The 12,767-nt window shown below is 57.4% G+C and carries 9 protein-coding genes; 2 read left to right on the plus strand and 7 right to left on the minus strand.

What is annotated here, in order from left to right; translation table 11 throughout:
- Positions 1–549 precede the first annotated feature (549 nt).
- Complete coding sequence (locus tag QHG98_00090) at positions 550–1,443, minus strand: aldolase (protein ID MDH7596132.1); 894 nt, start codon at positions 1,441–1,443, stop codon at positions 550–552.
- A gap of 157 nt (positions 1,444–1,600) precedes the next feature.
- Between QHG98_00090 and QHG98_00095 the strand changes: the two genes are divergently transcribed.
- Positions 1,601–4,258, plus strand: a complete 2,658-nt coding sequence (locus tag QHG98_00095) for a cation-translocating P-type ATPase (GenBank protein MDH7596133.1) — start codon at positions 1,601–1,603, stop codon at positions 4,256–4,258.
- A 288-nt stretch (positions 4,259–4,546) separates the two neighbouring features.
- On the opposite strand, the gene QHG98_00100 is transcribed toward QHG98_00095, so the two are convergent.
- From QHG98_00100 to QHG98_00110, 3 genes are read right to left on the minus strand one after another with little or no spacing between them, the layout of a single operon-like run.
- Positions 4,547–5,101 (minus strand): hypothetical protein, encoded by a 555-nt coding sequence (locus QHG98_00100; GenBank protein MDH7596134.1) that lies wholly within the window; start codon positions 5,099–5,101, stop codon positions 4,547–4,549.
- A 1-nt stretch (position 5,102) separates the two neighbouring features.
- A complete protein-coding gene (locus tag QHG98_00105; protein MDH7596135.1) occupies positions 5,103–6,545 on the minus strand; it encodes a histone deacetylase in 1,443 nt (480 codons plus the stop codon).
- Entirely contained in the window at positions 6,535–8,217 is a 1,683-nt protein-coding gene (locus QHG98_00110) for a hydantoinase/oxoprolinase family protein (GenBank protein MDH7596136.1), read from the minus strand. The genes QHG98_00105 and QHG98_00110 overlap by 11 nt, the downstream gene beginning before the upstream one ends.
- 286 nt (positions 8,218–8,503) lie before the next feature.
- Here QHG98_00110 and QHG98_00115 point away from each other — a divergent pair, with 286 nt between their 5' ends.
- The gene (locus QHG98_00115; GenBank protein MDH7596137.1) at positions 8,504–9,598 is read left to right on the plus strand and encodes a methionine adenosyltransferase; all 1,095 of its coding nucleotides are present in this window, start codon (positions 8,504–8,506) and stop codon (positions 9,596–9,598) included.
- 154 nt (positions 9,599–9,752) lie between these two features.
- Here the strand turns inward: QHG98_00115 and QHG98_00120 are convergent, their stop codons facing one another.
- Genes QHG98_00120 through QHG98_00130 form a run of 3 tightly spaced genes read right to left on the minus strand, consistent with a single transcriptional unit; the run spans position 9,753 to position 12,592 of the window.
- Positions 9,753–10,412, minus strand: a complete 660-nt coding sequence (locus QHG98_00120; protein ID MDH7596138.1) for a TfuA-related McrA-glycine thioamidation protein — start codon at positions 10,410–10,412, stop codon at positions 9,753–9,755.
- The gene (locus QHG98_00125) at positions 10,369–11,580 is read right to left on the minus strand and encodes a YcaO-related McrA-glycine thioamidation protein (protein ID MDH7596139.1); all 1,212 of its coding nucleotides are present in this window, start codon (positions 11,578–11,580) and stop codon (positions 10,369–10,371) included. Before QHG98_00125 ends, QHG98_00120 begins: the two co-directional genes overlap by 44 nt.
- Before the next feature lies 1 nt (position 11,581).
- Entirely contained in the window at positions 11,582–12,592 is a 1,011-nt protein-coding gene (locus tag QHG98_00130; GenBank protein MDH7596140.1) for a hypothetical protein, read from the minus strand.
- Between the last annotated feature and the right edge of the window lie 175 nt (positions 12,593–12,767).

Consider the following 12,767-nt stretch of genomic DNA (forward strand, 5'->3'; position numbering starts at 1 on the left):
TGCTTCAGCTATCCCTTTCATGATGCCTGGAGGAGATGCCGATTCTGAGATGCGGTACGCTTTTAGTCGGCTCCTCTGCGGCCTGAAATGCCGGTGTATCTCCCAGTGGCTGTGCAAAGTCTAATATCATGTGAAACGATCTTCGCCACGGGCTGCCATACGACTGCAACGAGATCTTCGGCAGGTACACAGGTCTGAAACCATGCGAAAAGATCTCCGCCTGCCAGGTGCATCTATCCAGCCGGCATCTTGGCATCAAACAGTGAAGCGACCGCCGGATATTACCGAGTATTCCTGTTCGCTCTTATGCGTTCAACAACTTGTGGGTCATGCCTGGAGGTTGCTGAACGCAATCATTCCCCGGAAGGAGGGCAGAGCAGGAGCGGTGTCTCTTTTGGGATAAGAGCGTTCCTGTTAACCTCTTTCTCTACGATCTGTCCATGTGGCCAAGTAATTTTATAGATGATATTTTATATCAAAAAGTGGGGTTTTAGGAATTCTCGACTGCATCAAACAGGCTGGAATCCCCTGGATGCGGCGGTTCCAGGTTCACCGCAGCATGCGCAGCGCCTCCTCCAGGGATCTGTTCTCCACAGTTATGGCGTATATCGCGTTGCACATCCTGATCGCATCCTCGAGCCTCTTCTGGTGTATGTTCCTGCCGGTGGCGTTTCCGGATGCGCCTGAGATGTGGATCTGCTCGTGGAGTCTCCGGAGGAACGCCTCAGGATCTTCGCTCGATCCGCCGGCGCATACCACCTTTGTTCTGCCGGCCGCCAGCACAGCCTCCCTGAATGCCAGAGCTGGATTCTCCGCCCGGGGATAATTCACCTTGACGAAGTCGCTCCCCAGAGCGGCCGCAACCCCGCACGCTCCAGCGATCAGATGCGGGTCGTGCTCGTCCTTCACAGCCTTGCCCCTGGGATACATCCAGAGAACCACAACAAGCCCGTGTCTGTGAGCATCGTGTACCACCTGGGCTGCCTCCCTTAGCATGATCGCCTCATGCTCGCTTCCAGGGTACACTGTGTAGCCGACGCCCAGTATCCTGAGCCCAGTCTCCCTCTTGAACTCCAAGACCTGCGGGACATCAATCCATGCCCTGCTCAGCGGATCCGCCTGCGATGTCTTTATCAGATTCGTCTTTGAGTTCAGCTTGACCAGGTAAGGAACGGCCGGATAGTCCATGCCGTATCTGGCAATCAGGCCGAGCTGCGTCGCAAAAACGCCGATCCTGCCCCGGCTCGCTATCCTGAAGAGATGCTCCGGATCCGCATCATCCTCTGCTATCCCCTGGCCGTAGAAATCGTCGTTCAGATGCTCGACCTTCTGATCGCCTGCAAACAGCATCAGCCTTCCGGAGCCTCCTGTGATCTCTGTGTAGTTCCTGATGTATTCGTCCCTCGCGTTTCCTGGAACATCAAGCGGCACCTTCAGATCCATCTCCACAACTCCCCGCAGAATGCATGCTTCTCTTTACCTTCTCCCCCTTAATCTTTTGCTGCACTGGTGGAGGTCTGTATCTGACCGCGTGATCGAAGAGCAGAGGTCCTTGCTGCAATCACAAGGTTAATAGCACTGACCCACAGACTGCAGTCTTATGGCTAACTGGCATGCTCTGCCACCTGAAGATGCTCTTAAGCTGCTGAACTCCAGACCCGAGGGTCTCCCGGATGGCGAGGCAGCATCCCGTCTTGAGAGGTTCGGGCCGAACGATCTCGCTCGAATCTCCGGACCCGGCCCGGTCAGGATCCTGCTGCGACAGTTCGAGAACTACATGGTCCTGGTGTTGCTGGCTGCAGCAGCGATATCCTGGCTCTCAGGGGAGAGATCTAATGCGATCGTGGTTCTCGGAATTCTCCTGTTCATAGCCATCCTGGGATTCGTACAGGAGTACAGAGCTGAGAGGGCGATGGAGGCGCTCAGGAAGATGGTCGCACCTGAGGCAAGGGTCTTCAGGAGCGGCAGGCTGATCACGGTCCCGGCGAGAAACATCGTGCCCGGGGATGTTATTTATATCGAGGCTGGCGATATAGTCCCCGCGGATGCGAGGATACTTGATGCAGCTGCCCTGGAGCTTGTGGAGTCGTCGCTGACCGGGGAGTCCAATCCGGTGAGAAAGAGCCCTGATCCTGTGGATGAGAACGCGCCCCTGGCGGACCGAAGCAGCATGCTGTTCATGGGCACCATGGTCACCTACGGCAACGGAAGGGCTGTTGTGACGTCCACGGGCTCCAGCACAGAGCTCGGAAGGATCTCGGGGATGATCCAGGAGACCCCTGCAGAGCCTCCGCTCAAGATCAGGCTGCAGCAGCTCTCCAAAAGCCTCGCAGTTATGGTATTCATTGCAGCTCTTGTGGTCTTCTCGATCCAGGTCTACAGGGGCAATCCAGTTCTGGATACGCTTCTGATTGCCGCAGCTCTTGCGGTCGCCGGCATACCTGAGGCTCTCCCGTTCGTCGTGACACTCGCTCTGGCATATGGAACGCAGAGCATGGCCAGAAGGAATGCGATAGTCAGGAGGCTTCCCGCGGTTGAAACCCTCGGGTCCACGACAGTGATATGCACCGACAAGACCGGCACCCTGACCAGGGGAGAGATGACTGTGAGAGAGGTCTGGTGCGGGCGCAGGGTCGAGGTTACGGGCTCAGGGTATGTGCCAGAGGGTGTGTTCAGGATTGATGGCACTGAGATCGATCCTGGATCTGTTGATGCTTTAAAGGAGACGATAATCATGGGGGCTCTGTGCAACAACTCAGAGGTCGTATTCGAGGATGGATGGCGGATCGCCGGCGATCCGACCGAGGGAGCCCTGATAGTGCTCGCCAGGAAGGCAGGTCTGGATATACGCGAGAGTTGCAGGGAGGTCACCGAGTACCCATTCGCATCTGACACGAGAAGGATGACCACAGTGCATGAATGCGACAGCGGTCTCCGGGTCTCAATGAAGGGTGCGGTCGAGGTTGTCGTGGAGAGGTGCTCATGGATTATGGATCCCACAGGTCTCAGACCCATGACAGAGGTGGAGAGGAACAGAATTCTGGAGACCGCGGACGAGATGGCGGGCAGAGCTCTGCGGGTTCTGGCGGCTGCATTCAAACAGATCGAATCCGGAGAGCTGGGCAGGGATGCTCTTGAACGGGATATGATCTTCACAGGCCTCTTCGGAATGATGGATCCACCGCGTGAGGAGGTCTTCGGAGCGATAGATGTGTGCAAGAGAGCCGGCATAAGACCGGTGATGATCACAGGGGATCACAAGCGCACCGCTGAGGCGATCGCAAGGGAGCTGCGCATGCTCAACGGGGAGGTGCTGGACGGCTCTGAGCTCGACAGCATGAGCGATCAGGAGCTCAGCGATCGGATAGAGAGAATCTCCGTATTCTCAAGGGCAACTGCGGAGCACAAGATGAGGATAATAAAGGCGCTGAAGGAGCACGGCCATATTGTTGCAATGACCGGGGATGGTGTGAATGATGCTCCTGCTTTGAGGTCTGCGGATATCGGGATCGCGATGGGCCGGGCCGGAACCGATGTTAGCAAGGAGGCCTCGGACATGGTGCTGGCAGACGACAACTTCGCCACAATAGTCGCAGCTGTCGAGGAGGGCAGAAGGATCTACGAGAACATAAGGAAGGCATCATCATACATGTTGGCGGTGACGTTCGCAGAGGTGGCTGTGATACTGATAGCGGTGCTGGTCGGCCTGCCCGCTCCGCTCCTGGCGCTTCAGATACTCTGGATCAATGTCGTCGCTGAGGACTTCCCCGCGATAGGCCTTGCTGTGGAGCCTGCGCGGGCTGGGCTGATGAACGAGCGCCCGAGGAACCCGAAGGAGCCGATCCTGTCGAGGGATGTTCTCAGATACACCCTCGGCACGTCAGCTGCGATGCTCATCGGGACACTGGGTCTGTTTCTCATCAACATCGAGGATGGTCTCGGCTACGCGAGAAGTGTGGCATTCGCATCTCTCGGAGTATGTGCGATATACAATGCATACAGCAGCCGATCATTCCATCATTCTGTGTTGCAGATGAACCCCCTGGGGAACAGAAAGCTGCTCGCCGGGATCGTGGCCTCGCTCGCATCAGTTGTGATGGTCATCTACATTCCGGTGTTTCAGAGGGCATTCGAGACGCTGCCGCTGACTCTGGACTCCTGGCTGCAGGTCTGGCTGGTCTCAACGATAGTTATCGTCATAGCAGAGGTGCTGAAGAGGTCGATGATGTGGCGTCATGCCAGTGCACGTGATTTCTGAAAGTCTGTTCAGATATTCGGACCCACGGCCCTTGAGGCAAAAAAAGCTCTTATGTATTCAGCAACTTGAAGGACTTCAAGACGGTTGCTGAATATACCCATTCGCTCGCCAGGCCTTCGAATACTTTGAATGGTTTCGACAGTTTCGACTTCGGCGAAACTCTTCGACACAGTCGAAGATAAGTCGAAACGAGCGCATAGCAGGACCGGTGCCTCTGCGGATAAGTTATCAGATGTATAAGAGCGAATGCACAATTAGAGAAAGAGAGAAAGCCCTGGAATTCCCAGCTCACCAGTACAGTTCCGCTCTGCTGATGCACTCCCTTATGAGGGGGTCGAGCGATCCCCGCACAGGGAGTGCGCGCAGGATCTCTTTTATGTACCAGGCCTTGGCGCGCATCAGCCCAGATGCATCCAGACCGTCCAGCTCTGAGAGCAGAGCATCTGTCGTTCTCCGGGCCGAGCTGATCGAGCTCTGAAGGTTATCATCTTCCATATCGTCCTGATCTGAGAACTTTATGGCAGTCCCCAGATCGATGATGGCATCTGTGAGCTGAACAAACCTCGAATTATCGTTGCTGCATATGCCTCCGTGCGTCTCTGCGTATCCACACTCTGAGCACCTCTCATCCGCGTACTCTATGCAGAACGGGCACATCTCCGGCCTGAGGGGGAGGTAGGCGAGCTCCAGGAGCGCAAGCGCCCTGGCAAGCCGGCACGTCCCCTCAGAACTCGACAGGCTCTGCTCAACCGCTCTCAGCACCCTCAGAAACTCCAGGGCTCTCGCCCTGATCGCGCCCCTCGCCCTGAGCACAGATTCATCAGATATCCGGGCTGCGGCCATCTCACAGGACGATCTCGTTTCTGGTTCTGGTGCAGTACGCTCTGAACCTGTCAGACGGCCTGTCCTGGAGGTAAACATAGTCGTACTTCATCTCGGATTTGTGCTCCTCGTACTCCTCACGCGCATCCTCAATGCAGCTTCTGCATGCGAAGAGCGGCACAGAGACGCAGAACGCTGTGTTCAGCCGGCCGTATCCCCTGGCAGCCTGTGTGGAGACCGTGAGATATCCGGGACATTCTGTGCACATCCTCAGCGTCTCCTCCTGCCCCTCGGTTATCATGTCTGTATCGTAGAATATCCTCTTCCTTCTGGAGTAAAACCTGCCGTGCTCCTGCCTCGCCTTTGCCACAAGGTCGTCCCTGCTCTCCCAGATGGTGAGGAGGTGGTTCACGGTGGCCTCTATCGATCTCCTCATCTCAGATGTCAGGACAAACCTCCCAGGAACGTAGTCCGGCTCTCTCACATTTGAGTAATCGAGCCCGGCCATCGCCTGGATGATTCCTGTGTTGACGTAGGGCAGCGCGCTCTCTATGGCGTAGCCGCCCTCGAGCACTGCCATATCCGGAGCGAGCATCTCGTTCAGCCTGGCGTAGCCCTGGGCTGTGAACCTCATGTTGGCTAGAGGATCTGTGTAGTGGTTGTCCTGGCCCGCTGAGTTGAAGACTAGCTGCGGATCGAACTCCTCCAGGACTGGAAGTACAAGGTTCTCCAGGACGTACAGTATCCCCTCATCCGTCGTCCCGGGGGGCAGCGGCACGTTCAGCGTTCGTCCCAAAGCGAGCGGCCCGCCCATCTCACTGGTGAATCCTGAGCCCGGGTAGAGCGTCCGGCCGTCCTGGTGGAAGCTTATGAAGAGCACATCAGGATCATGCCAGAATATATCCTGAGTCCCATCTCCGTGATGCACATCGGTGTCGACTATGGCGATGCGCCTCACGCCGTACTTCCTGCGTATGTACTCGACCATTATGGCCTCGTTGTTGATGTTGCAGAACCCCCGGTTCCCATGGACAACCCTCATCGAGTGGTGGCCAGGAGGGCGCACAAGAGCGAAGCCGTTTCTTATCTCTCCCTTCATCAGAGCATCCGCCAGGACGAGGGTGCTGCCTGCTGCTATCAGGTGAGCTTCGGTCACCTGTGACTGCACATCTGGAACGCAGAAGTGGACCCTGGCGACATCCTTCAGCTCGGCCAGACGCGGCCTGTACTCAACGATCTCCGGGAAGTCCATCAGCCCTTCCTCAAAGATCTGGTCTCTCGTGTAGAGAAGCCGCTCCTCCCGTTCTGGATGCGTGGGAGATATGGCCCAGTCGAATGCCGGGAAGAATATCAGGCCGGTCTTTCTCACAGAGGATGTCCTGGCAGGCCTCACAGGGGTTTCGACTCTCCTCGTGGGCGCATCGATTTTTGAGGCATTCTGTTTCGGGTGAACATCAGCTGCCATGCTCTCCCCTCCAGGATGTGATGATTCCTGCCGGGATCTCCATCCTGACATCGATAAGCTTTCCAACAGTCGACCAACCGCGGACCATATTGAAGACCTCACTGTCCACCACCTCCGCCTCGTCAGCGTAATCCTGGATTCCCAAGCGCTCTGCCCGCTCTCTAAGAAGCTGTCTTGCCATCTCCTGAGCCCCCTCGAGGCTCAGGTTTCTGCCCTTCGCCTCGCCCAGCGTGCCATCCTCCTCAACTGTGTACATGCCTCTCTCAGTATCTATCCTCAGGCTCAGCGTCATCGTGGGCCTGGCGACCGCAGCGCCTATCGCGTTGGCCACAGGCGCGTGCTCCGGAATGATGGCCAGCGCGTTGAGTCTCTTTGCAACCAGCGGCACCAGCGGAGGTGAAGCCCCCCCGACTCCGACAACATTCTGCGGTCTGGCCTTTGTCCTCTGGAGCAGCTCCCAGATCCTGTACGCGGGCTCCTGCTCCCATTCCAGAAACATCATGTTCACGGTATCAACTATCCTATCGACAACAGTATCAACTATCATTCTGGCTGCGTCCTCTGTGCTGCATCCAAGGGTGCTGGCGATTATGCCAATGCCTTTCCGGGCAAGGGTTATTTCCCCAAGGTTTGTGAGGCCAAGAACCATGAGGGCATCGGTGGGTGTCGGCTCCGGCCCGCCCAGTGCAAATGCAGGCCCTGCCCTGTCCGGCCCCACCGTGATCTCACCGTCTGACACCCTGACGACGCTGTCGCCGCCGATACCTATGGAGCGGACAGCAAACGCCCTCACATGCGTCAGCATATCCTCTATCTTCGCACCCCTCGATGAGAGAAGCGGCTTTCCGGAGAGTATCAGCGCAAGATCGGTTGTTGTCCCGCCTATATCTATAACGACTGATGTCTGCCCCTCAGGGGTCAGTGCCATTACCCCCATGACGCTCGCAGCCGGCCCTGAGAATATCGTCTCAACAGGCCTGTCCAGTGATTTGTCCAGCGGGAGCGTTCCGCCATCTGCTTTCAGAATGTATATCGGAGCCTTTATTCCACGCTGGCGCATGGCGCGCTCCGCCTGCTCCGCGAATCTTCTGTAGTGATCGCGGGTCGCGAGGGTCAGCATGGTGGTGGCAGCTCTTCGCGGGAAGTTCAGCCGGCCGGAGACCCTGTGCCCCATCTCGACCTCGATCGCGGGGGCGGCCTTCGAGAAAACCTCCTTAACGTGCATCTCATGCTCGTGGTTCCTCTGGCAGAACTTTCCCACGACTGCGACCTTCCTGTACCCCTGGTCGGCAAGGCTCTGCGCAGCCGCTCTTATCTGATCGTCCCTGAGCGGCGCGATCTCCCTCCCTCTGTAATCCACCGCGCCATCAAGGATCACAGGCTCTGTCCTGAACCTGTAATCCCTCGGGTTGACTCCAGGCCCGGGTATCAGAACCAGGCCGACCCTGTCCGCCTTTCCCTCTGCTATGAGGTTTGTGATCAGCGTGGTGCTGAGCACCACCCTCTCGATCCTCTCAACGTCAACACCCTCGATGAGCCTGTCCATTGTTCTGAGCAGGCTGCCGAGGATCTCCTGATGGTCAGTCGGGCCGATGGCGGTCTTCACGACTCTGCTGCCGTCCACCAGCGCCGCGTTGGTTGTTGTTCCACCGACGTCTATTCCTACAAACATCGTATCGCCTTTTTCCACGGCCCGCTAACGCGTTTGATGTATATCGGCCTTTTGGTGATCTGCGTCCCCCGAACCTGCGGGGAGGGAATGTCAGCGAAGATCAGCTGCTTCGAAGCTGTCTGACGGGCACACCGCCACATCGCACGCTTGGACCTCTAGATCTGAATGCTCATAGAGCGACCTCCTGTAGAGAGGCAGTGAGACCCCCAGGAAGTCACGCCAGCATCTCGACAGCCTGTGCGCTCGACCAGCAACTATATTGAGCTTCAGGAAGCACAATCTATGGATGTCGGATACTCTCATCACGTTTCGAAATTTCGAGCTCCCGCGGTTTGAGGTTGTGGAGAGGAAGTGCACTGGGCATCCGGACACACTCGCAGATGGGATCTCAGAGTCCATATCTAGGGAGCTCTGCAGGATCTACATGGAGGAGTTCGGCGAGATCATGCATCATAACGTGGACAAGGTGTTGATCATAGGAGGGAGGTCAGAGCCGCGGTTCGGGGGCGGCCGGATACTTGAGCCGCCTGCCATAGTGGTCGGCGGCCGGGCCACGTCTGTGAGATCATCCATGAGTGAGATCATAAGAGATGCGGCGACATCATATCTGAGAGTGGCCGTGAGACACCTTGATGAGTTCGTGGTGGAGCCCAGGACGCGGGAGGGCTCTCCGGAGCTGAGAAGCCTGATGGGAAAGGGCGCCAACGATACCTCCATCGGATCCGGGTTTGCGCCCCTACGACCTCTCGAGTCGATGGTGCTCGAGATCGATCGCATGATCGATGGGATGAAGGGGGTCGGTGAGGACAGGAAGATCATGGCAGTCAGGTTTGACGACAGGGTGAAGGTGGTTGTGGCCGCAGCCGCCATCTCAAGGTACATCTTCTCAATGGATGATTACGTGGAGATGAAATCCCGCATAAGGGAGACCATCAAGAGCGTTTATGATGCTGAGGTCGATGTCAACGCTGCAGATCACGATTCCGGCATCTTCCTCACGGTGACAGGAACGTCAGCTGAGATGGGGGATGATGGCGCCACAGGGAGGGGCAACCGCGCGAACGGGCTGATAACTCCGATGCGACCCATGACCATGGAGGCGGTCGCTGGCAAGAACCCTGTGAACCACGTCGGCAAGATATACAATGTGATAGCGCAGCGTGCAGCCGAGGAGATCTCGAGGCTTGACGGGGTACAGGAGGCTTATGTCACGCTGGTGAGCAGGATCGGCTCCCCTCTCGATCAGCCGCTCATGAAGGCCTTGAGCATCGCCGGCTCGGAGAGAGCAGGATACGAGGCAGAGTCCATACTGGATGACTGGCTGGGAAGAGCTGACAGGCTCGTCGATGAGTTCGTATCCGGCAGGATCAGGATGTTCTGAGTGTGGTCAAGATGCTGTGGTCATGATGCAGCTCTAACGCAGCGATAACGAAGGGCGGGCTGGTGCATTATCTCAGGGAAGCGCTCATGACGCAGGTTCATTGGTGCGGATGGAAATGGCGCATGCGATGCTTACAGTGACCTGAGTGCTGGATTCAATGGAGCTGCAGCTCCCTGGCCATCTCCGCAGCCCTTCTCAGCGCCCTTATGGCGTCCTCCCTCTTGAGATCCGCCCGTCTGCTCTCAAGGAACCTCCTGAACTGGAGAAGCGTCTCCTCCGGAATCCTGCCTGTGGCGTCCTTCATCAGATTCTCATAGCTCCGGGACGGAAAGTACCTGGCTCTGGCGATCTCCAGCAGATCTGCTGCGCTCTTCGCATCGATAAAGCCCTCATTCACAGCCAGCCTCAGGTTGTGGCGTATGTTGACCAGCGGCTCGGAGAGAGGCTCGAGCGTCACCGGATCGAACACAAGGGCGACCTCGTCGTCAGCGGCTATCTCCCCGCTCCTGTATGCCCTGTAGATCTCGCCGATGCCCTCCATGCCGTAGACATCCATCTCAGCTGCCCGCAGAGCCCCCATGCTGGAGGCGCCGATCACCCTCACGCCCATCTGCAGCGCCTCGAGTATCTCCTTGTGCGCCACAGAGGAGTCCTGGAAGAAGACGCCATCTATCAGGCATATTATCTCCGCACCATCTCTTGCAGCTGCGAGAACGTCGCCACGCCTGGCCGGCGGCCTGTAATCCGCATCGAGTATGGAGCGCGCCTCGTCATGAGGCATGCTTGGACCCAGAAACACGACGATTCTTGGCATCCCTGCACCGCTTGCCAACCCTTTCCGGATCCACAGCCGATATCTCCAGCCCGGGCACTATCACCCTGACCACGGGCACCATTATCTCAGGAGCTGTGAGATCCACGACTATCGCCCTGTCAAATCCGGCTGCCTGAAGCCGATCGAGCATGAGTCTTATGTCATCCAGAAAATCATCGGTATCATAAGACTTTATGGAGCTGAAATCCTCCTCGCGCTCGTGCTCGAACCAGTGCCTGTTCAGGCGCTTCAGCCTCTCATAACCCATCATGCGCCTGAAGTCTGCGCTCACAGTATCCTCCCGGGCGCCATGTATCTGCGTTAGCCGGCTCTGCGCGACCTCAGTGAGAGCTCTCAGAAGCGCCACCTCAGGATCGGTATGTGTGCCCATTCCTGCGGTCAGAAGCGCCGGATCCTTCAGCTTCAAATCATCTGAGACCGCGGCGAATGTTGCCACATCTACGTCGCTCGTTATGTCCCTCACGTAAACCTGGACCTCCGCGAGCCGGAACATATTGAGAAGCTCCCCGGCGAGGCCGTCGCCGTTGTATCGAAGCAGCGGCCCCATGCTCCTGGAGTGCTCCGCTATCGACCACGCATCCCTCTCGATGACCTCTGCGAGTCCGTGGAAGATCGCCTCCTCCAGCTGGTTCCCTGATGCGAGGCCTGTGGTGTTTGTCCTGAACAGGCGCGTGTAGACTGATGGCAGTGGATGGAATACAGCATTCGCCGGAACCAGAATCTCCTCGTCCCCTATGAGATCGTATCCCATCACCCAGGGGATCTCTGCATCTGGATCAGCATCTCTCGGCAGGATGAGCTCCTCTGGATTCAGCGCGTTGTCCCTGAGCTCTGAAAACCTGGCAATTCTGAGATCGGAATTGCGGACCTCGGCAGAGTACCTCTCGATGCCCTCCATTATGGCGGAGACCTTCGCCTCGGTTGGAGTGGCGCCCTTACCATTGTAAACAGATATCGCGCCCTTCTCTGCTGTTGGTCTTATCGAGGTGAACACAGGTATGCCTATCCGGTCGAGGTTGGTGATGTCTGCAACCCTTGTTATTCCGGCCGCAGGCATCTTCCTCTCCACGATCTCGAGCGTCTCCTCTGGAGGCAGAGCACGGTGTGTATCCTTCTTGTACCTCTTCAGGCAGGATCTCAGTCGCAACTCACCATCTCCTGGCCGCTGACGGCTTCAGGATCCTCTCCGCGTCCTCCCTTAGAAGCATGTTGGTCAGGGCGCTCAGAGAGCAGAGTGTGCCGCGACCCTCAATCTCCTCTCCCGCAATCCTGGCGACTATGTAGCCCTCCGCTGACACCTCGATCTCCGCGCCGATCTCTGTAAGTCGCTGCAGGATGATGTTTCCCGTGGCGCCCATGGACTTGTCCATCCAGCAGTGCTTGAACGGGCACAGGTTGCAGTAGAGCTTGAACTGCTCTGCGCTAGCCTGCGGCACAAGCCCTGCGACGATCTCGGCCTTCACAGTGGCGTATGCCATGCAGCACCCGAGAACTCTGCTTGCCAGAACCTCCTCTCCCCTGGCCAGGGTGACACGGACATGGCCGTGCTCTATCTCGTACCTGTTCTCGAGACCGAGCTCGAGCTTCTTCCTGCCAGTGTTCGGCTTTCCCTCAAGCGTTTTTTTAATTGGATCTGCTATCTCCGGAGTGATCGCGGCGGCGATTGTGACCGCGCATGTCGGGCAGTAGGATGGCGGAGATGATGCGATTGCATCTCCCTTTGAGTCAAAGAATGTTGCGACGACGCCCAGCCCCTCGCGCCTGATGAGCGTCCTGCCGCCCCTCTCCTTCACCATGTTCAGTGCCAGGACTGCTGGGGTCACGACCCTGCCATAGCCGAAGAGCGCTGCAACCTTCTCCACAACATCCTGGGTGCTGGTTCCATCTCTTCTGAGACGATCCTCAATGTCAGATGGGACTATGCCTGCATCCAGCTCTGCTGCGAGGACTGCAGGAGACCAGACGATGCCGAAACCCTCCCCGATCACCTCGCCCCTGTCATCTGTTATCCTGGCGAGTATTCCTGAAGGACGCTCGTATGCGAGGATAGATCCCCCTGTGGCGCATACCTCCTCAGCTATGGCGTGGCAGGTGCCACAGGCGCCCTCTCTGGGGTTGATCCTCCTCGCAACACGCTCCGCAAGCTCGTCCCTGTACATACAGATTAAGATAGGCAGAATGCTCCTATTAACTTTGTGGGGGTGTCTGGTTTAAGGGCCATTTTAATAGCAACCCTGGCAGCGTAAGGCGTGCGCAGGCATTTCCCGCGACGACGTGCTGAATCGTTACGAAGCGGCATTTGGCGCGGACCTTTTTCCCTCCACAGGGGGTGGC

Origin of the sequence: Methanothrix sp. (assembly GCA_029907715.1) — an archaeon.
Taxonomy (GTDB): domain Archaea; phylum Halobacteriota; class Methanosarcinia; order Methanotrichales; family Methanotrichaceae; genus Methanothrix_B.